At 65.3% G+C, this 19,454-nt stretch carries 16 protein-coding genes; 6 read left to right on the top strand and 10 right to left on the bottom strand.

What is annotated here, in order from left to right:
• Positions 1-12: 12 nt before the first annotated feature.
• Positions 13-240 carry a DUF2788 domain-containing protein gene (locus EPD82_RS00080; RefSeq protein WP_141054126.1) on the top strand — a complete coding sequence of 76 codons (228 nt, stop codon included), beginning with the start codon at positions 13-15 and terminating at the stop codon, positions 238-240.
• Positions 241-261: 21 nt separating this feature from the next.
• On the opposite strand, the gene EPD82_RS00075 is transcribed toward EPD82_RS00080, so the two are convergent.
• Positions 262-1,314, bottom strand: coding sequence for a 2Fe-2S iron-sulfur cluster-binding protein (locus EPD82_RS00075; protein WP_141054123.1), 1,053 nt, complete (start codon positions 1,312-1,314; stop codon positions 262-264).
• A gap of 120 nt (positions 1,315-1,434) precedes the next feature.
• Positions 1,435-2,460 carry a diiron oxygenase gene (locus EPD82_RS00070; RefSeq protein ID WP_055422702.1) on the bottom strand — a complete coding sequence of 342 codons (1,026 nt, stop codon included), beginning with the start codon at positions 2,458-2,460 and terminating at the stop codon, positions 1,435-1,437.
• Between the two features lie 219 nt (positions 2,461-2,679).
• On the opposite strand from EPD82_RS00070, the gene EPD82_RS00065 reads away from it, so the two are divergent.
• Entirely contained in the window at positions 2,680-3,312 is a 633-nt protein-coding gene (locus EPD82_RS00065; protein ID WP_055422703.1) for a CoA pyrophosphatase, read from the top strand.
• Positions 3,313-3,404: 92 nt separating this feature from the next.
• Complete coding sequence (locus EPD82_RS00060; protein WP_055422704.1) at positions 3,405-4,589, top strand: acetyl-CoA C-acyltransferase family protein; 1,185 nt, start codon at positions 3,405-3,407, stop codon at positions 4,587-4,589.
• Positions 4,590-4,621: 32 nt separating this feature from the next.
• Here EPD82_RS00060 and rsgA read toward each other — a convergent pair whose 3' ends face one another.
• Positions 4,622-5,530: a ribosome small subunit-dependent GTPase A gene (gene rsgA / locus EPD82_RS00055; RefSeq protein ID WP_055422705.1), complete on the bottom strand. Its 909-nt coding sequence runs from the start codon at positions 5,528-5,530 to the stop codon at positions 4,622-4,624.
• Positions 5,531-5,625: 95 nt separating this feature from the next.
• Between rsgA and orn the strand changes: the two genes are divergently transcribed.
• Positions 5,626-6,189, top strand: coding sequence for an oligoribonuclease (gene orn / locus EPD82_RS00050; RefSeq protein ID WP_055422706.1), 564 nt, complete (start codon positions 5,626-5,628; stop codon positions 6,187-6,189).
• A 55-nt stretch (positions 6,190-6,244) separates the two neighbouring features.
• Here orn and pgi read toward each other — a convergent pair whose 3' ends face one another.
• From pgi to rpmE, 3 genes are all read right to left on the bottom strand, one after another.
• Entirely contained in the window at positions 6,245-7,870 is a 1,626-nt protein-coding gene (gene pgi, locus EPD82_RS00045; RefSeq protein WP_141054120.1) for a glucose-6-phosphate isomerase, read from the bottom strand.
• Entirely contained in the window at positions 7,863-9,497 is a 1,635-nt protein-coding gene (locus EPD82_RS00040; RefSeq protein WP_141054117.1) for a hypothetical protein, read from the bottom strand. The genes pgi and EPD82_RS00040 overlap by 8 nt, the downstream gene beginning before the upstream one ends.
• A gap of 117 nt (positions 9,498-9,614) precedes the next feature.
• On the bottom strand, positions 9,615-9,833 hold the full coding sequence (gene rpmE, locus EPD82_RS00035; RefSeq protein WP_028874876.1) for a 50S ribosomal protein L31: 219 nt from the start codon (positions 9,831-9,833) through the stop codon (positions 9,615-9,617).
• Between the two features lie 133 nt (positions 9,834-9,966).
• Between rpmE and trmB the strand changes: the two genes are divergently transcribed.
• Positions 9,967-10,677, top strand: a complete 711-nt coding sequence (gene trmB / locus EPD82_RS00030) for a tRNA (guanine(46)-N(7))-methyltransferase TrmB (RefSeq protein ID WP_141054114.1) — start codon at positions 9,967-9,969, stop codon at positions 10,675-10,677.
• Here the strand turns inward: trmB and EPD82_RS00025 are convergent.
• The 4 genes from EPD82_RS00025 to acnA are packed head-to-tail and all read right to left on the bottom strand — an operon-like array spanning position 10,627 to position 16,362.
• Positions 10,627-11,469: a DUF4922 domain-containing protein gene (locus tag EPD82_RS00025; protein WP_141054111.1), complete on the bottom strand. Its 843-nt coding sequence runs from the start codon at positions 11,467-11,469 to the stop codon at positions 10,627-10,629. The genes trmB and EPD82_RS00025 overlap by 51 nt on opposite strands.
• Positions 11,470-11,471: 2 nt before the next feature.
• On the bottom strand, positions 11,472-13,199 hold the full coding sequence (locus EPD82_RS00020; RefSeq protein WP_141054108.1) for a potassium channel family protein: 1,728 nt from the start codon (positions 13,197-13,199) through the stop codon (positions 11,472-11,474).
• Positions 13,200-13,209: 10 nt separating this feature from the next.
• The gene (locus EPD82_RS00015; protein WP_055422712.1) at positions 13,210-13,593 is read right to left on the bottom strand and encodes a DUF6394 family protein; all 384 of its coding nucleotides are present in this window, start codon (positions 13,591-13,593) and stop codon (positions 13,210-13,212) included.
• Between the two features lie 51 nt (positions 13,594-13,644).
• Entirely contained in the window at positions 13,645-16,362 is a 2,718-nt protein-coding gene (gene acnA / locus EPD82_RS00010) for an aconitate hydratase AcnA (protein WP_141054105.1), read from the bottom strand.
• Between the two features lie 244 nt (positions 16,363-16,606).
• Here acnA and acnB point away from each other — a divergent pair, with 244 nt between their 5' ends.
• Positions 16,607-19,204, top strand: a complete 2,598-nt coding sequence (gene acnB, locus EPD82_RS00005; RefSeq protein WP_141054803.1) for a bifunctional aconitate hydratase 2/2-methylisocitrate dehydratase — start codon at positions 16,607-16,609, stop codon at positions 19,202-19,204.
• The last annotated feature ends 250 nt before the right edge of the window (positions 19,205-19,454 follow it).

Genomic DNA, 19,454 nt, shown 5'->3' with positions numbered 1-19,454 from the left:
GCGAGCCTCCCCATGGAAGACGCGGTACTTTTTGGACTCACCTTTCCCCAGCTCGAAGACCTGGCCTTCAAGATCCTCGTGCCGGCCTTCATCCTCTACATGATCTTCATCATTGGTAACTTGGCGTGGAAGTCCAAGGCCGGCAAGTACGGCACCCTGTGGCTCTTCCTCGCCCTGGGAATAGGATTCATCGGCTTCATCGCCAAGGGACTGATCCAGTATCTGCTCGGGATCGAGTGATCCCGGGCAGGTCATGCAGCATCACGCGCTCATGAGCTGTTCGGCCGGCGCCACCGAGGGTTGCGCCTGGCCGAAATAGCCTTCGGTGTGGATCATCGTTTCCTCCGCACCCAAGGCTTGCACTGCCGCGCTGCAGTCGGCCACGAAGGCCGGGCTGCCGGCGATGAATACGTTGTAGCCAGCCAGCGTCGGAAAAAGCTCGGGCAGGATCTGCGGGATACGCCCGTGCAGCCACTGAGGATCGCGTTCCTGCGTGAGCGTGGCCTTGAAGGTGAAATTGCGGTGCTTGGTCTCCCAATAGCGCATCAGGCCAAGCTCGTAAATGTCCTCTTTCGTCTTTCCTGAATAGAGGAGCGTGACGGGCTTGCGGTAGCCCCGGCGCAGGGCCGCTTCGGTGAGCGCGCGGATCGGCGCCAGGCCCGAGCCGGCTGCCAGGCACAGGACGGGTGTATCCAGCGACAGGTCGCCGATGAAGGTCCCGTAAGGGCCGTTGATGCGCACCATGTCGCCGATCTGCAGGTGATCGTGGATCCAGACGCTGGTCACACCCCCTTCGATGCGCGTGATCTGCAGGGTGATCTCGCCGTCGGGGCGCGGTGCGTTGGCGATCGAATAGCAGCGTGCCGGGATCTTGCCATCGACATCGCTCAGGGTCACGTATTGCCCTGGCCAGTAGCGCATCGGCTGTCCCAATGGCCGCAAGCGGAATTCGGTGATGCGAGGAGTACGCGGCACGCGGTCGATCACGACGTAGCGCTGGTTCTCCCGCGGCGGAAAGAGTTTGGGTTTTGCGTCGGCCGTGCCCCATTCGATCACCAGCTCGGGCGAGAGGGGCTTGGCCATGCACATGAGGCCGAATCCCTGCTTGCGTTCCTCGGCCGACAGGGCCATGTCGAGCACGACCCCCTGGTCGAAGTGCCCGGAGAGGACCTTGACCTTGCATTCGCCGCAGGCGCCGGCCCGGCAATTGTTCGGCAGCGCATAGCCCGCCCGTTCGAGGGATTCCAGCACGGTTTCGCCGGGGCGGGATTCGATCTGGCGGCCGGAAGGGTGCAGTTTGATGAGAGTACTCATTCGGGTTCGCTCTCTTGAGGGGTGATGGGGTGCCTGGTCGACGAAACCGCCGGTGTCCTTCACGGACCCCGGCGGTCGGTGTGCCTGGGCGCGACCGCCCCTGCAGGCGGCCGCCGAAGCTCAGAAGACCGGGATGATCGAGTCCATGTCGACTTCCGTTACTTCCTGACCTTCGATCCCGACTTCCGGAATGGCAGGGAAGGGGATGCCGTAACGATCCAGCACGCCCTTGAGGTTGAGCATGGCGTTGCGCCAGTTCTCCTTCTTCGCCTCGTAGGTGGGGATGCCGAAGCCGGCGCCGCGCGCCACTTCTTCGCCCTCACGCTGGTTCTTGATGAAGTCGGCGGGCAGGTCCCAGAATTCTTCCGGCGGTTCGAAGAGTACCGCCGAGAGGAAGAGGTAACCGGCGCGGATTTGCTTGGTGACGAGTGCCTTGTCTTCGGCGGCGAGCCGGGGATAGTCGCGCTCCATCAGCGCCATGCAGATCGCCATGTGGCGACCCTCGTCGCGGCCGATATTGCGGAACGCCTCTTTGAACACCAGCTCCCGGCTGTTGTCATGCATCTGCTTGAAAATGGTGGCCGCGGCGATCTCGCCCATGAGGAAGGAGGAGAAGAGCACGGCAAGCGAGTACTTCGGCACGGCATTCTTGTAGCCGTTCCAGTAGCGTCCGCCGTTGTAGTAGAGCCACATGGCGTTTTTCTGCAGGCGCTTGCCCAGGTCGGTTTTGGGCTGGTAGGTGAGCGGATCGTCGTGTCCCAGGAACTTGGTGATCGCCAGGCCGCACATCTGTTCGTGGTTCTGCTCGTCGCGCGTCACCGAGAAGAAGCAGCGGCGTACCGGGTCTTCTTCGTGGTCTTCGTAGGTCTTGATCAGCGCCGAGGCGAAGACGGGAGGCGCGGAAGCGTCGAAGACGGACAGAAGCGTCCACCAATAGGCGATCGCCTCGCGTTCTTCCCAAGAATAGGACTCGACGTCGAGCGTGTCCCAGGGAAGTTTCTTCGGATCCCAAAACTCGCGCTGCGCCGCATCCCAGATTTCCTCCATCTTCTGCGTCTTGGCGTGCCAAGACAGGGGAAAGACGTTCGGCTGCGGGATCTGCGGCGGAAGGTCCATTTGTAGGGCGAGTTTGTCGTGATGAGCCATGGTGTTGCCTCCTCTAGGGTGGATAAAACGTCCATCCGGATCGTTCGCGGATCGGCTTCAACATGATCGAAGCCGTTCGCGTACCGTGAATGTACTGCAGCTTCTCACGGCAGAGTTTGATCTGGATCAAGGAATAATAAAATAAACCGACCGGTTGGTCAAATAATTTTTGCTGAAGTCGCTGCCGAACCTCCCGCTTTTTTGTGCCACAATGAACTGATGCGCGATGACGAACTCTTGGATCTGCTTTCCTCGCCCGAACGGCTGCGCGAGCGCATCGCCGAGCGTCTGCAGCGGACGGCGAATCGGCCTCTTGATCTTGCTGCAGGCGACGAAGGGGCTCGCGAGGTCCGCTGGCCGGCGGCGGTACTCGCCCCCCTGGTGCCCGGCGAAGAAGGGCCTCGAGTGTTGCTCACGCGCCGCACGCCGCATCTCGCCCATCACCCGGGACAGATCAGTTTTCCCGGCGGGCGGGTGGAGCCCGAAGATCCCGGTCCGGTGGAGGCAGCTTTGCGCGAAACCGAGGAAGAGATCGGGCTCGCGCCGCAGCGGGTGCAAGTGTTGGGCGCGATGCCGCCTTACGTCACCATCACGGGCTATCGCATCACCCCCCTCGTCGGCTGGGTAGAGGATCCGGGCGAGCTGCGCCCCGATCCGTTCGAGGTTGCCGAGGTGTTCACCGTACCTTTGTCGCACGTGCTCGATCCGCGCCGCTACGTGCGTCACTCGCTGGAATACGGAGCAGGCCGTCGCCACTATTGGGCCGTTCCCTGGCGGCAGTATTTCATTTGGGGGGCAACAGCGGCCATGCTGCGTATGTTCCTCGAACTAATTCGTGGTAAAGAAGAATGAGCACGACCTCCCAGGTGACAATCGTCACAATTTCGTCGTATGATGAATCCAGTCGCATGGAACCGTTTCACTGACCAGCAAGGAGAGAGGATATGCCGAACAAAGACGTCGTGGTACTGAGCGCCGTGCGTTCCGCCATTGGAACCTTCGGGGGGACTCTGTCGCAGATCGAACCGGCCGAGCTCGCCGGCCAGGTCATGAAGGCGGCGATCGAACGCTCGGGCGTCGATCCCAACGAAGTCGAATACGTCACGGTTGGCAACTGCATCCCGACCGATTCGCGCTATGCCTACGTGCCGCGCGTGGCGTCCATCCAGGCGGGGCTGCCGATGAGCTCGGTGGCGATGCAGGTCAACCGCCTGTGTTCTTCCGGTCTGCAGGGGATCGTCACCACGGCCCAGAACATCATGCTCGGAGACGCGGTCATGGGCGTGGGCGGCGGCGTGGAAGTGATGTCGCGCGGAGCCTATCTCTCACCGACGATGCGCAACGGCGCCCGCATGGGCGACACGACCATGATCGATGCCATGGTGGCGGTGCTCACCGATCCCTTCGGCGTCGGCCACATGGGCATCACGGCCGAGAACCTCGCTGTCAAGTGGGGCATCAGCCGCGAAGAGCAGGACGCCTTCGCGCTGGAGTCGCAGCGCCGCGCCGCGCGTGCGATCGAAGAAGGGCGCTTCCGCTCGCAGATCGTGCCGGTGACGATCAAGACGCGCAAGGGCGACGTGGTGTTCGAAGTCGATGAGCATCCCAAGCCCAATACGACGATGGAGAGCCTTGCCAAGCTCAAGCCGGCGTTCAAGAAAGACGGCACGGTGACGGCCGGCAACGCTTCCGGCATCAACGACGCCGCCTCTTTCCTCGTGCTCGCCGACGCCAAGACGGCCGAGCAGAAAAACCTGAAACCGCTCGCCCGCATCGTCGGCTACGCCGTGGCGGGAGTGCCCAACGACATCATGGGCGAGGGCCCCATCCCGGCCACCAAGAAAGCGTTGGAGAAGACTGGCCTCAAGCTCGAAGACATGGACGTGATCGAATCGAACGAGGCCTTCGCCGCCCAGTCGCTGGCGGTGATGAAGGGGCTCGGGCTCGATCCGGTCAAGACCAACCCCAACGGCGGGGCCATCGCCCTGGGGCACCCGGTGGGCGCGACCGGCGCGATCATCGCCACCAAGGCGATCCATGAGCTGCACCGCATCGGCGGGCGCTATGCCCTGGTGACCCTGTGCATCGGCGGCGGTCAGGGCCTGACGGTGATCTTCGAGCGTCTCTGAGTCCCGAGGGCGGGGATAGGGTGGTTCCTGCCCTACCTCCCCGTCGCGGACCGCCGCGCCAGCGCCTCGAGTTCGGCGCGGATGCGGCGGTACTGCTGCCAGCGCTCGGGGCTGATCGCGCCGCGCTCTGCCAGCGCGCGCAGGGCGCATCCCGGCTCGGCATCGTGGCGGCAATCGCGGAAACGGCATTCACCCAGCGCCGGACGCAGTTCGGGGAAACAGGCTTCCAGCGCCTCCAGTGGCACGTGGGCCAAGCCGAAGGTCTGCAGGCCGGGGCTGTCGATGATCCACCCTTGCCGGTAGGGATAGAGCCGCGCCTCGGTGGTGGTATGCCGTCCTGATTCCAGCGCACGCGAGATTTCGCCCGTGCGCGCTCGGGCTTCTGGCACCAGGGCATTGATGATCGTCGATTTTCCCATGCCTGATTGTCCGACGAGTAGCGATCGCTTCCCTGCGAAGAGCGGTTCGAGCGGGGCGACGTCCCGTTTGGCCGAGAGGCCGAGCACCCGATAGCCCGCAGCGAGAAATGGCTTTAGCCGTGCGCGCGCCGCATCCAGGCCGTCCTTGAGGTCGCACTTGTTGAGCACGATGAGGGCTTCGATCCCCTGATGTTCGGCGGCCACGAGGCAGCGCGTCACCAGTTCGGACGAGAAGGGCGGCTCGACCGCAGTGACGATGACGACCTGATCGACGTTGGCGGCGATGAGCTTTTGCCGTACGCCGTCCGCCCGCCAGAAGAGCGAGGAGCGCGGCTGGTGCCGCTCGATCACCGCCTGGCCGGGGGCCGTGGCGCGCGCCTCGACCACATCGCCGCAGGCATAGTCGTGGCGTTTGCCGCGGGTGACGGCGTGCCAGGGCGGCTCGTGCCACGGAATCGTCCGGGAAATCTCGTAGCTGCGGCCGTGGGCGGCGACGACGGTGGCGAGGAAGGTTTCATCCATGGGCAGGATACGAAAAAATACGGGTGAGGATCGCGCCGTCCGGCACGCGGCCGTGGCAGTATAGCGCACCCATTCCCCCAAGAAAGGAAAACCGCATGAGCGAGAACAACGCGCCTTCCGACAAGCTGGTCTGGCTCGACCTGGAGATGACCGGGCTCGATCCCGATCGCGACCGCATCCTCGAGATCGCCATGGTGGTCACCGACAATGACCTGAACGTGCTCGCCGAAGCGCCGGTGATCGCGGTGCACCAAAGCGACGAGGTGCTCGCCGCGATGGACGACTGGAACCAGAAGACGCACGGCGCTTCCGGCCTGATCGAGCGGGTGCGTGCCTCACGCATCGACGAAGCCCAGGCCGAGGCGATGCTGCTCGAATTCCTGAGTCCTTGGCTGCCGCCGCGCTCGAGCCCCATGTGCGGCAACACCATCTGCCAGGATCGGCGTTTCCTCTACCGCTACATGCCGCGGCTCGAGGCTTGGTTCCACTACCGCAACCTGGATGTTTCCACCCTCAAGGAACTCGCGCGCCGCTGGGCCCCCGCCATCCTGCAGGGCTGGGAGAAGGAAAGCAAGCATACGGCACTCGCCGACGTCCATGAGTCGATCGAAGAGCTGCGCCGCTACCGCGCTGCTTTCCTGCGTTTGCCTGAAGGCTGAGCGTTTTGGTGCCTCGCGACTTTTCCGCTCGCGGCGTTTTTCGGGGTGCCCCGTTTCAGCGGTGCGCATCCAGCCGGGCGGCGAGGGCGCGTGTGGAGGGGTCGAAACCGGCGAGCGTTCCGCCCGCGGCGAGCGTGCGCGCCAGTTCCTTTCCCAGCTCCACGCCGTACTGGTCGAACGGATCGATCCCCCAGATCCAGCCGCGCACGAACGTGGCGTGTTCGTAGGCGGCGAGCAGCTCCCCGAGCACGCTGGCGTCCCAGCCCTCGGTGAGTAGCACGGAGCTGGGGCGGTTGCCGGGAATCTCATGGTGCGGCGCGAGCGCTTCGATCTCTTCGGGTGCCAGGCCCTGCGTCCGAAGCGCAGCGCGCGCCTCGTCGCGCGTGCGACCGGCAAGCAAGGCGCCTGCCTGCGCAAGCGCATGTTGCGCCAAGGCCCGACGCCCGGCATCGAGCGGACGGGGGAGGGGGACGATGAAGTCCAGCGTGAGGCGCCGCGTTCCTTGGTAGAAAAGCTGATGGAAGGCGTGTTGTCCCAGGGTACCGCTCATGCCCCAGACGACGGCCGCGGTGGGATAGGGCACGAGCGAACCGTCGCGCCGGCAGCGCTTGCCGTTACTCTCCATTTCGAGCTGCTGCAGCCAGGCCGGAAACCAGGAAAGCCCCTGATCGTAGGGGAGCACGGCCCAGGAAGGAACATCGAGCAGGTTCGCGTTCCACAGACCAAGCAACCCAAGCCACACCGGCAGGTTGCGTTCGAGCGGCTCCGTGCGGAAATGTTGGTCCATGCGGCGCGCGCCGGCACGCAGTTCGAGGAACCGTTCCCAGCCGAAAGCGAGCGCCACCGGCAAGCCCACGGCCGACCACAGCGAATAGCGTCCACCTACCCAAGGCGGCAGCCAGAGGATGCGATCCGGCGCAAATCCTAGCGCCTGCGCCTTGTCCGGGTTGGAGGTGACGGCGAGGAAATGTGCCGCCGTTTCGTGCGTTCCCAGTTCCCGGGAAAGCCACGCCCGCGCGCGTTCGAGGTTGGCGAGCGTCTCGGCGGTGCCGAAACTCTTGGAAGAGACGACGAAGAGCGTACGCGCCGCCTCGAGCCCGCGTATCGTTGCGCTGAAATCGCTCGGGTCGAGATTGGCGACGAAGCGCACATTCCGCTGCGGCGCTTCCTGATGCGAGAGCGCCTCGCAGGCGAGCCGTGGGCCGAGGTCGGAGCCGCCGATGCCGAGGTTGACGGCATGATCGAGCCGCTCGCCTGTGGCACCGCGCAGCTCGCCGCGGTGAAAGGCGGTGACGAACGCTTGCAGTCGGCTTTCCGTTGCGGCGAAGCGCTCGCGATCGGCCGGCGGTACGTCCGCTCCGCCGCGGCAGGCCATGTGCAGTGCCGGGCGACGCTCGGTGAAGTTGACTTCCGCCCCGGCAAAGAGCGCTTCGATTCCCTCCGGCAGCCGCACCGCCCGGGCAAGGGCGAGGAGCTGCGCGAGCACTCCGGCGTCCCATGCCTGCTTGCTCGCGTCGAGCCACAAGGCGCCTGCCGGCAGCGAGAGCGCATCGACCCGAGCGGCATCGGCGGAAAACGCATCCGTAATGCGGCGCGCCAGCCAGAGATCGGCCAAGGCGAGCAGTTCGGCCCATGCAGGGGTCTGCTCGGGCGCGACGAAAGGGGGAAGAGAATCAGTCATGGGTGGGCCTCGCTCGTTCGTTGTCCAGCAGAAGCCAGTATTCTAGGCGTTTGCCTTGGCCACGCGTCATCGACCAGAGCACGCTGCCGTCCGACGGCAAGGGCTGCTGGTCGCGCAGTCGGGCGAAACGGACGGGGCAGCCGTCTTCCAGGGTCGCAGGGATGCCGCCGAAATAGACGAGCGCCGCCCGCACGTCGGGCTCTCGACCGGGCACGGAAACGCAGGAAGGAGCGCGTTCGCGCAGCGTTCCCTGCATCTGCTCGACGATCGGCCGCAGATTGCGCGTATGCTCGAACCAGGGCTCGAGCAGCAGCACCAGCACCACCCAGGCGAGCGTGACGCCGAGCGCCCAATGGATTGCCGGGCGCAGCGGCGAAGGCGGGGTCGTCACGGCGAGGACGAACCAGGTGAGCAGCACCGCCGTGGCCGCACCGAGGCGCCACAAAGACCCGCTCATTTCAAACTCGGGCGCGACGCGCACCATGTGGCGCGCAAGCCCCGGCGGCCAGTCGAGGTTCCATGCGCTCCACGAGAGGCCGGCGAAGACGACGAGGCTCAGCACCGTTGCCGCAGAGAACCACGAGAACGCCGCGCGGGCGCCGGAAGGCATGCGCCGCAGCCGCTCCGTCGCCAAGAGGGTGAGCGGCGGCAAGAGGATGAGGAGGTCGCTGGGATTGCTGGGAGGCCAGGCGGTTACCACGACCAGTCCCATGGCGATCATGGCCCAAGCCACGGCAAGAAGCCGGAGATTCGACCCATCGCCGTTGACAGCCCGGCGCAGTGGCCACAATGCCAGCAGCCACAAAGGCCAGGCCACCCAGGCTGCGTCACGCCAGGCGTCATCGAGGTTGGAGGCGATGAATTCCTGTGAGAGCTGCGGTGCTTGCAGCGCAAACCAAGCCTCGCCTTCGGCAGTGCGCCAGACGGTGACGAACCAGATCGCAGGGAGAGCAAAGATCAGCGCCGTGGCCATGAGAAGCGACAGACGCCGCGCTGCCTCGATCCGAGGCCAGGGCCAGGTCGCCAGCCAGGGGATGCTCAGCACGAGCAGGAGAGCAAACCCCTGTGCGAGAAAGCCGGCTGCCATGGCAATACAGGCAGCGATCCATGCCTTTGCCGGCTGCGCCTCTCGTCGGCTCACGGCGGCAAGGGCAAGGCCGATCGCGGCGGCAGAAGCGAGCAGGGCCTGATGCTGGTGCGCGTCGAGCACCCAGCCGAGGGTTCCCAGTCCCACGAGCATCGCGCCCGCCTGCCAGGGTTTGCCGCACCAGGGGAGCGCCGCTGCGCCCAGGCTCAGCAGCGTGCAGAGCAGCAGAAGCGGAGAAGCGAAGCGGGTTGCGTCGTGCAGCGCCAAGCCCAAGGGTTCGAGCAGCAGGCCCAGGAGCGCCGCCACCCAGTAATAGAGCGGACCGGTTGCAGGGACGGTACCATCGATGAGCGCGGAAGGCAGCAGCCATTGGCCTTGGAGCACCTGCCAGACGGCAAAGAAATGGCGCAAATCGGCGCCGCGCCAAGGGTCGTGTCCTGTGGTGCCGACCAAGAGAAAGGCGGCCAGTAGCGCCACCAATCCCCATTTTCCGTAGAGTCGTCGTTGCCACGGCGGAACCGGACGCGGGTCGAAAAACATGCCATTGCCACTCGTTGCGGAAGAGGCGATTATAGTCGCTCCCCGTCGTCGGGCGGGACGGAGTCAATGAAAAAGGGCGGCAAGGCCGCCCTTTCGCTGAAACCCGGCGTGACGAACTCAGCCGCGGTTGGCGAGATTGCCGTATTTCTGGCGGAAACGCTCGACACGGCCGGCCGTGTCGACGATCTTCTGCTTGCCGGTGTAGAAGGGATGGCACTCGGAGCACACTTCCACGTGCAGCGCCGGCTTGCCGATGGTGGAGCGCGTCACGAAGGAATTGCCGCAGGAGCAGGTCACCTGGACTTCGGCGTAATTCGGATGGATGTTCTCTTTCATGGGGCACCTCGGGATCGGGCGGATGGCGGATTTGGCCATCCTTTTGCTTGGAGAAAACGCAAATTATCGCCGATCGATCCAGTCGGGGCAAGGGGTTTTCGTTAAAATTCCCCTTTCTTTCCTCTGAGCGATCATGAGTTACGGCATCTCCCGCATCCCGACGAGCGCCCAGGGCGAGGTGCACGAGCGCCTGCCCGAACTCGTGCGCCGCCATCTCGCTCGGTCCTTCCGCAAACCCTACGCGCCCTATAACCTCGCCGCCTTCGAAGAGACGCTCGCCGCATGGGACGGGCGCTCGCCGTGGATCCTCGATTCCGGCTGCGGTGTGGGTTGGTCGACGATCCTGCTGGCGCGGCGCAGCCCTGAGGCTTTCGTCGTCGGTGTGGACCAATCGCAAGAGCGGCTCTCGCGGCAGAAACCCTATCCGCGCGCGACCTGGCCCGAGAACCTGCGTTTCGTGCGCGCCGACGTGATCGACTTCTGGCGCCTGGCGCTGGAAGCCAGCGTTCCGGTGCGCGAGCATTGGTGGCTCTATCCCAACCCATGGCCCAAGATCGGGCACCTTGGGCGGCGCTGGTATGCGCATCCCGTTTGGCCTACCGTGCTGCAACTCGGCGGACGCTTCGAGTGCCGTACCAACTGGTCGGTCTATGCCCGCGAGCTCATCGCCGCGCTGGCCCTTTCGGGGATACGGGGCGAATGCACCCCATTCGTGCCCGAGGAGCCGATGACGCCTTTCGAGCGCAAGTACCGGGATTCGGGGCAGACGCTGTGGCGCGTCACCGCCGATCTCTCAGCGTTTGCCCGAGGCGAGCTCGGCGCGGGGCCAGCCGAGGGTGCATAGCCCTGCGACCAGGTCGAGCGCGGCGAGCGCGCGCAGTTTTTCTGGGGAGGCGGCAAAGAGCGAACCGGCATAGCCCAGCGCGTTGACCGACACGCCCGCGAGTCGCTCGACCCGGCGCGGGATGAAGAACAGGCGATCGAGCCGCAGCAGGAGGTCGTAAGGCGGCAGCTGCGGCGCCTCGTCATGCCAACCCATTGAGGCGAGCGCGGCGCGGTAGGCGCGGCGGGCCGCTGCAGCCCAGGCGGCGCTTTCGGTATGCATGGGTAACGGCTCGCGCCAGGCCGCCCACGGCAGTTCCGCCCAACCGGTTTCGCCGGGAGGCAGGAAGGCGCGGAGTTGGTTTTCGCCCAGATGACCCTCCGGGAGCCACTGCAGATGACGGTGCGGCTGGCTCGCTCCGGCGATCTCTCCGCCGTTGTAGAACCCCAGCCCCCCTTCGGCGAGCAGCGCATGCCAGGCAAGAAAATCGTCGCCGGAAAGCGGCGCCGTCTGCGGCTCGAACTCGCGCGTGACGATGAGGGTATGGCCGGCAAAGACGGGGTACTTGTTGAGTACCACCAGGTGCCGCTTGCCGAGCGCGCCGACCGTGAGTTCCGGCTCGGGCGGCAGGAAGGGGTTGCGCCCTGCATCGTTTCTGGGGTGCGGTTTGTGCGCCAGCGTCGAGACCCAGCGCAGCACGAAGGGGAACCCCTGTTCATGGCGCTCGAGCGCCTCGGTGGCGATCGGCTCCAGAGCGCCGCAGGCGAGTGCCCGTTCGGCAACGGCACGGATGCGTTCACTCCAGGGTGCCATGCTCATCCCTCCGGGGCGCGTTTCGCCCACCATCGTCCCAGCCAAGTCTGCGGTCGCTCGCGGCCTTCGAGCACGTAGTAGAGGGTCGGCTCATAGCCGCAGATTTCTTTCAGGTCGGCAAGCGCCGCGGCGGTACCGCTTACCAGCAATACGTCGCCCCGCCGCAAGAGGGTCGACGGCTCCGGCAAGGGCTGCCAATGCCCTTCGCGCTCCAGCGCCAGTACCCGCAATGCCAACGGTTCTGGCCGCAGGGAAGGCGAGCGCAGCAGCCGCTCGAGCGTGACCCCGGAATCATCGGCCAGCGCGTGCCACAACGCAGGAGCGGTTTGCGGCAGAATCGCGATCTTCAGGTTGCGCAAGGGGCCATGCCGTCGCAGGCGCAGCAGCGTTTCCTGCAGATCATGGGCGAGTTCTTGCGGGGCGTTCGCGAGCCAGGCAAGGAAGGCGGGAATCTCCGGCAGACGCAACCACGCGAGCGCCTCGGCAGCGACGAGGTGGCGTGGCACCACGCGCAGGTCGTAGTGGAAAGCGGCAAAGAGCGCTTCGTTGCGTCTGCGGTTCTGCCGCACGATGGTGTAGAGCGAGGGGTTGAGGCGGCGGGCGGCGACGAGGATCGAAATGTTGTCGATGTCATTGGATGTGGCTGCGACGATACCGACCGCTTTCTCGATTCCTGCTCGCCGCAAGACTTCCGCCTGGGTGGCATCGCCCGTGATCCATTCTGAATGCTTGCCCCCGTCCGTGGCGGCGCGGTCGATCACCACCAGTTCGAGCTCACTGCCGCGCAGCGCCGCCTCTGCCGCCAGACCCAGGCGCCCCGCGCCGCAGATGATCCATCTGCCCCGTGGAGGCGGTCGGTCGGTGCGAATCTCGTCCATCGGCATGTCGAGCAATATCTGGCGCACCCGCCAGACGGCCGGATGTTCGAGCGCGAGCGCCAGGTCGTTTTGAAAGACGTGGAAGGGATCGATGATCGCCGTCGTGGCGAATTCGGCCATATTGGCCACCGTGGCGTCGTGCTCGGCGCGGCAAACGGTGGGCAGGCGTGGCGCGAGCAGACCCTGGGTTACCGTCACCGCCAGGTTGGCCGCGTCGTCGTCGGTCATCGCCGCCACGGCAGCGCAGCGCGGCTGGCGCAAGCCGGCGGCAAGCAGCACGTTCGGGTCGCTTGCATCCGCCGCCAGGGTGACGGGTGGGTGGACGAATTCCATCATTTCCGCGCGCTCGATCTTCTTCGGGTCGAGATCGAGCGCCACCGTCGCGATGCCTTCACGATCCAGGGCCAATGCAAGCTGCGCCCCCGTTTCGCCGAAACCGGCGATCAGGACGAAAGGATGGTGTAAGCGCCGGACCCGGCGTGCGAAGCCGAGCGCCGCCACCGCCCGACGTAGCGCTTCGTCCTGCATCAAGGTGACCGTCTGCTTGAGCAGGTAGGCCCAGGCAAGCACGCTCAGGTAAATCACGACGATCGCCCACAGGCGCTGCGCATCGGAGAACGCCCCGGGGACTTCGCCGAACCCGATGGTCGTGGCGGTGTAACTCACGAAGTAGAAGGCGTGAAAGAGGCTCAGATGCGTCGGTCGACCTTCGGCATCGGGCGGGCCGGGGGCGAGCGCCATACCCAATACCGATAGCGTGAAGAGGGTCACCATCAGGATCAGGGGACCGCGCAGCCGCCGTAAAACCAGCAGGATGACGCTGAAATTGCGGTCTGGCCCTTCGACGTTCATGGGGGAGGGCTCAGCGGCGTTGCATCAGCGTCTCGGCCACGAGAATGGTGACCGACACGAGGTTGGCGAGCAAGGCCCCGCCCGAGAGCGAGACGATACGCGCAACCATCTCCGGCGTGAGGCCGGCCGCGGTGGCATGTTCGGCATAGGCCCAGACGATGGCGGCGGTGATCAGCTGCAGGTCGGCCACGAGCGAGGTGGCCAGGTGCACTGCCCCGATCTGGGTGCGATCGCCCAGCTTCAGGATGGTGGCGATCAGGCTCACGACCAGCGCGGCGAAGAGTTCATAGACGTCGTGGTAGGCGGCCACCCCGATATCGCCGATGAAAAAGCCGAAGTTGAGCGTGGCCGCCAGTAGGATGAAGAAACCGAAGACGACTTTTTCCGGGTTCACGACGGCTCCTAGCCAAGGAGGCACCCCCACCCGAAGGCGGGGGCGGATCGATCAAACGCGCGCCAGGATCTGGCGCAGCACGTAGGGGAGGATCCCGCCGTGGCGGTAGTATTCCACCTCGATGGGCGTGTCGATGCGCGAGAGCACCGGAACCTCTTGCGTGCTGCCGTCGGCGCGGCGGATGCGCAAGGTGAGCTGCTGCTGCGGCGCGAGCCGTGCTTCATCGAGCCCCAGGATGTCGAAGGTCTCGGAGCCGTCGATGCCCAGCTTCTGCCACGAATCCTCGCCCAGGAACTGCAGCGGCAGTACGCCCATGCCCACCAGGTTGGAGCGGTGGATGCGCTCGAAGCTGCGGGCGATCACCGCCCGGATGCCCAGGAGCATCGTCCCTTTGGCCGCCCAGTCGCGCGAAGAACCGGTGCCGTACTCCTCGCCGGCGAAGACCACCGTCGGGATGCCGCGCTCGCGGTAGGCCATGGCCGCCTCATAGACGGTGGTCTGCTTGCCATCGAGCAGCGTATAGCCCCCCTCGATGCGGCTGCCGTCGGGCTTGGGCGGCAGCATCAGGTTCTTCAGCCGGACATTGGCGAAGGTGCCGCGCACCATCACCTCGTGGTTGCCGCGCCGCGCCCCATAGGAGTTGAAATCCTTGCGCTCCACCCCGTGCGCCTTGAGCCATTGACCGGCGGGCGAGTTTTCGGGAATGGAACCCGCGGGGGAGATGTGGTCGGTGGTGACCGAGTCGCCCAGCAGCAGCAAGGCCTTGGCACCCGTGATCGGCTGCACCCCCGGCGGCTGCATGGAGAAATCGTCGAAGAAGGGCGGCCGGGCGATGTAGGTCGACTTCGGCCAATCGTAGACCTCGCCCGTGGGCGCCGGGATGGCATTCCACAGGTCGTGATCCTTGGTGAAATCGCGGTAGAGGCGCCGGAAGACTTCGGGATCGTTGGCGTAGGGCAGGACGGCGTGGATCTCCTCGCTGCTCGGCCAGATGTCGCGCAGATAGACCGGCTTGCCGTCGGCGCCCGTGCCCAGCGGCTCGCTCGTGAGATCGACGTTCACCCGTCCGGCGATGGCGAAGGCCACCACCAAGGGGGGAGAGGCGAGGTAATTCGCCCGGATGTTGGGGTGGATGCGCGCCTCGAAGTTGCGGTTGCCCGAGAGCACCGCCGCCACCACGAGATCGTTCTCGGTGATCGCCTGGTTGAGCTCGGGGGCGAGGTCGCCGGCGTTGCCAATGCAGGTCGTGCACCCGTAGCCGGCAAGCGCAAACCCCAGCTTGGCCAGTGGCTCGAGCAGCCCCGCTTTCTGCAGGTATTCGGTGACCACCCGCGAACCCGGGGCGAGCGAGGTCTTGATGTGCGGCGACACGCTCAGACCCTTCTCGACCGCCTTCTTCGCCAGTAGTCCCGCGGCGATGAGCACTGCCGGGTTGCTCGTGTTGGTGCAGGAAGTGATCGCAGCGATGAGCACGTCGCCATGCCCGAGCGTGAGCCCCTCGCGGCCCGGCACCGGGTAGCGCTTGCCCAGCTCCTCGGCCGGCTTGCCGAAACCGTTTTCGCTCCCGGGTTTGGAAAAGAGCGTTTCGAAGTTCGACTTCATCGCCTGCAGCTCGATGCGATCCTGCGGTCGTTTCGGGCCGGCGAGCGAGGCGCGCACGGTGGAGAGGTCGAGTCGCAGCGTGCGCGTATAGTCGATCTCGCCCGCACGCGGTATGCCGAAGAGGTTCTGTGCCCGGAAGTAGGCTTCGAACGCGGCGATTTCCTCCTGCGTGCGGCCGGTGGCGCGCAGGTACTCCAGCGTCTTCTCGTCCACCGGGAAGAAACCCATGGTGGCGCCGTATTCGGGCGCCATGTTGGCGATGGTGGCACGATCGGGCACGCTCAGGCTCGCTGCGCCCTCGCCAAAGAATTCCACGAACTGCCCCACCACTTTCGCCTTGCGCAGCATCTCGGTGATGGTAAGCACGAGGTCGGTGGCGGTGACCCCTTCGGGAAGCGAGCCGACCAGTTCCACCCCGACCACGTCGGGGGTGAGGAAATAGATTGGCTGGCCGAGCATGGCCGCCTCGGCCTCGATTCCGCCCACGCCCCAGCCGACCACGCCCACGGCGTTGATCATGGTCGTGTGGCTGTCGGTCCCCACCAGCGTGTCGGGGTAATAGACGGGGCCTTCGGCACTATCCTGCCGCTGCACGCCGCGGAAGAGGTATTCGAGGTTTACCTGGTGGATGATGCCGATGCCCGGCGGGACGACGCGGAAGGTGTCGAACGCCTGCATCCCCCATTTCATGAACTGGTAGCGCTCGCGGTTGCGCGCAAATTCCTGCTCCATGTTCTTGCGCAGCGCATCCGGCGTACCGTAGTAATCCACCTGCACCGAATGGTCGACCACCAGATCGACGGGCACGAGCGGCTCGATCGCCTTGGGTTTTTTCCCCATGCCGGCCGCCGTCGAGCGCATCGCCGCCAGGTCGCACAGCAGCGGCACGCCGGTGAAATCCTGTAGCACCACCCGGGCGACGACGAAAGGGATCTCCTCGGTGCGTTTCCCTTGCGGCTGCCAGTTGGCGAGCTCGCGCACGTGCCGTTCCTCCACGCGCACCCCGTCGCAATTGCGCACGAGCGACTCCAGCACGAGCCGTATCGACACCGGCAGGCGTCGCACCGAGCCGATCCCGAGCGCCTCCAGCGCCTGAAGGTCGTGGAATTTCCCCGTCCCGACGCCCGGGATGTGGAAGGTCTTGAGCGTAGCGGCAGCAACGGACATCGGACACCTCCTATGAAAAACGCTGGTCGAAACGGTTTCGCCGTCTGGCAATAGTCTAGAACATCTTCGACCCGATTGCCGTGCAGGGTCGATCGAAGCGAATTATCGTTCCGATCGAGGGTTTTTTGCGCCTTGCCCTTTGGTACAATGAGCCGGGGGACGCCCAAGTCTTATAAAAGACATATAATATCGAACCTGTTCGCTTTCCGCGGTTTTCGACCCAAACCCAGATGAGGTGATCGTCGTGCTAGAAGCCTATCGTGCCCATGCCGCCGAACGCGCCGCGCTCGGCATTCCTCCCTTGCCGCTGTCGAAAGAACAAACCGAGCAGCTCGTCGCGCTGCTGCGCCAACCGCCTGCCGGCGAAGAGGCTTTCCTGCTCGAACTGCTCGAGCAGCGCGTGCCGCCCGGCGTCGACGACGCCGCCAAAGTCAAGGCCGAATTCCTCGCGAGCGTGGCCAAGGGCGAAGAGAAAAACCCGCTGCTGTCGCGCGAGCGCGCCACCGAACTGCTCGGTACCATGCTCGGCGGCTACAATGTCCAGCCCCTGATCGATCTGCTCGACGATCCCCTCGTCGGCTCCATCGCCGCCGAAGGACTCAAGAAGACGCTGCTGGTGTTCGACTATTTCCACGACGTCAAGGAAAAGGCCGAGCAGGGCAACGCCAACGCCCAGGCCGTGCTGCGCTCCTGGGCCGAAGGCGAATGGTTCACTTCCCGCCCCGCCGTGCCCGAGCGCATCAAGATCACCGTCTTCAAGGTGCCCGGCGAGACCAACACCGACGACCTCTCGCCGGCGCCGGACGCCTGGTCGCGCCCCGACATTCCGCTGCACGCCCTGGCGATGCTGAAAAATCCCCGTCCCGGCATCGAACCGGACGAGCCCGGCCAGCGCGGCCCGATCCGCCTCATCGAAGAACTCAAACAGAAGGGCAACGTCGTCGCCTACGTCGGTGACGTCGTCGGTACCGGCTCCTCGCGCAAGTCCGCCACCAACTCCGTGATCTGGTGGACCGGCCAGGACATCCCCTTCGTGCCGAACAAGCGCTACGGCGGCATCTGCCTCGGCGGCAAGATCGCCCCCATCTTCTTCAACACCCAGGAAGATGCCGGCGCCTTGCCCATCGAGATCGACGTCAGCAAGATGGAAATGGGCGACGAGGTCGAGCTCGTCATCGACCACGACACCGCCGAAGTCAAGGCCTACAAGAACGGCGAGCTCATCGCCGAGTCTCGCCTCAAGACCCCGGTGCTGCTCGACGAAGTGCGCGCCGGCGGCCGCATCCCGCTCATCATCGGCCGGGGGCTCACCGCCAAGGCGCGCGAAGCGCTTGGCCTGCCGCCGAGCACGCTCTTCCGTCTGCCGCAGCAGCCCAAGGACACCGGCAAGGGCTTTACCCTGGCGCAGAAAATGGTCGGTCGCGCCTGCGGTCTGCCCGAAGGACAGGGCGTGCGCCCCGGCACCTACTGCGAACCGCGTATGACCACCGTGGGCTCGCAGGACACCACCGGTCCCATGACGCGCGACGAACTCAAAGACCTCGCCTGCCTCGGCTTCTCCGCCGACCTCGTGATGCAGTCCTTCTGCCACACCGCCGCCTATCCCAAGCCCGTAGACGTCAAGATGCACCGCGAGCTGCCGAAATTCATCACCGAGCGCGGTGGCGTGTCGCTGCGCCCGGGCGACGGCGTCATCCACTCCTGGCTCAACCGCATGCTGCTGCCCGACACCGTCGGCACCGGCGGCGACTCGCACACGCGCTTTCCCATCGGCATCTCCTTCCCGGCCGGTTCGGGGCTAGTGGCCTTCGCCGCCGCCACCGGCGCCATGCCGCTCGACATGCCCGAGTCGGTGCTGGTCAAGTTCAAGGGCGAAATGCAGCCCGGCATCACGCTGCGCGATCTCGTCAATGCCATCCCCTACTACGCGATCCAGCAAGGGCTCCTCACCGTCGAGAAGAAGGGCAAGAAGAACATCTTCTCCGGCCGCATCCTCGAGATCGAAGGGCTGCCGCAGCTCAAGGTCGAACAAGCCTTCGAACTGTCGGACGCCTCCGCCGAGCGCTCCGCCGCCGCCTGCACGGTCAAGCTCGACAAGGAGCCGATCATCGAATACCTGCGCTCGAACATCGCGCTCCTCAAGTGGATGATCGCCGAAGGCTATCAGGATCGCCGCACCCTCGAGCGGCGCATCAAGGCGATGGAAGACTGGATTGCAAATCCGCAGCTGCTCGAGCGCGATCCAGATGCCGAGTACGCCGCGGTGATCGAGATCGACCTCTCCGAGATCACCGAGCCCATCGTCGCCTGCCCGAACGACCCCGACGACGTCAAGCGCCTGTCGGAAGTCGCCGGCGACAAGATCGACGAAGTCTTCATCGGCTCGTGCATGACCAACATCGGTCACTTCCGCGCCGCCGCCAAGGTGCTCGAAGGCAAGAGCGACATCCCGGCGCGGCTGTGGATCGCCCCGCCCACCAAGATGGACGAGATGATGCTGCGCGAGGAAGGCTACTACGGCATCCTCGGCCGCGCCGGCGCTCGCATGGAGGTGCCAGGCTGCTCCCTGTGCATGGGCAACCAGGCGCAGATCAAGCGCGGCTCCACGGCCATGTCGACCTCGACGCGCAACTTCCCCAACCGGCTGGGGCTAGATACGCGCGTCTACCTCGGCTCGGCCGAACTCGCGGCGGTCTGTGCGCTGCTCGGCCGCATCCCGACGGTGGAAGAGTACCTCGCGCACCTGCAGCCGGTGACGAGCAAGGCGAACGAGATCTATCGCTACATGAACTTCGATCAGATCCCTGAGTTCGCCGAAGTCGCCGAAAGCGTCGCGCTCTGAGCCTGCGTCCATCGCCCCGTCCTTGACGGAGCGATGGCGCACGATGACTGATGACGGCACCTTTCTGGGTGCCGTTTTCGTTTTGTTATAGGATGGATCAAAATTTCTTGTTTGCCTTTCTCGCCCCCTTTCCCTACAATGCGCCCTCTCTCGCGCTGCTGCCGCTGAAAGCGGGTGAGTGAAGCGGCGGGAAGGCCTGTGGAGCCGGGTCGAGGCAGTACGAAGGGGCCGGCTTCGAAGGTATTGACAG

This window comes from Tepidiphilus succinatimandens (genome assembly GCF_006503695.1).
In the GTDB taxonomy this organism is placed as follows: Bacteria; Pseudomonadota; Gammaproteobacteria; order Burkholderiales; family Rhodocyclaceae; genus Tepidiphilus; species Tepidiphilus succinatimandens.
The sequence above is the reverse complement of the archived record's forward strand: the minus strand, read 5'-3'. Positions and strand labels throughout refer to the sequence as shown.

Excerpts from the sequence above, each read along its gene's own strand:
- rpmE (WP_028874876.1), bottom strand. The coding sequence starts at position 9,833 with ATGAAAGAGAACATCCATCCGAATTACGCCGAAGTCCAGGTGACCTGC.
- EPD82_RS00025 (WP_141054111.1), bottom strand. The coding sequence starts at position 11,469 with ATGGCACCCTGGAGTGAACGCATCCGTGCCGTTGCCGAACGGGCACTC.
- EPD82_RS00075 (WP_141054123.1), bottom strand. The coding sequence starts at position 1,314 with ATGAGTACTCTCATCAAACTGCACCCTTCCGGCCGCCAGATCGAATCC.
- pgi (WP_141054120.1), bottom strand. The coding sequence starts at position 7,870 with ATGACTGATTCTCTTCCCCCTTTCGTCGCGCCCGAGCAGACCCCTGCA.
- rsgA (WP_055422705.1), bottom strand. The coding sequence starts at position 5,530 with ATGGATGAAACCTTCCTCGCCACCGTCGTCGCCGCCCACGGCCGCAGC.
- EPD82_RS00020 (WP_141054108.1), bottom strand. The coding sequence starts at position 13,199 with ATGAACGTCGAAGGGCCAGACCGCAATTTCAGCGTCATCCTGCTGGTT.
- EPD82_RS00065 (WP_055422703.1), top strand. The coding sequence starts at position 2,680 with ATGCGCGATGACGAACTCTTGGATCTGCTTTCCTCGCCCGAACGGCTG.
- EPD82_RS00080 (WP_141054126.1), top strand. The coding sequence starts at position 13 with ATGGAAGACGCGGTACTTTTTGGACTCACCTTTCCCCAGCTCGAAGAC.
- EPD82_RS00040 (WP_141054117.1), bottom strand. The coding sequence starts at position 9,497 with ATGTTTTTCGACCCGCGTCCGGTTCCGCCGTGGCAACGACGACTCTAC.
- trmB (WP_141054114.1), top strand. The coding sequence starts at position 9,967 with ATGAGTTACGGCATCTCCCGCATCCCGACGAGCGCCCAGGGCGAGGTG.
- acnA (WP_141054105.1), bottom strand. The coding sequence starts at position 16,362 with ATGTCCGTTGCTGCCGCTACGCTCAAGACCTTCCACATCCCGGGCGTC.
- orn (WP_055422706.1), top strand. The coding sequence starts at position 5,626 with ATGAGCGAGAACAACGCGCCTTCCGACAAGCTGGTCTGGCTCGACCTG.
- EPD82_RS00070 (WP_055422702.1), bottom strand. The coding sequence starts at position 2,460 with ATGGCTCATCACGACAAACTCGCCCTACAAATGGACCTTCCGCCGCAG.
- EPD82_RS00060 (WP_055422704.1), top strand. The coding sequence starts at position 3,405 with ATGCCGAACAAAGACGTCGTGGTACTGAGCGCCGTGCGTTCCGCCATT.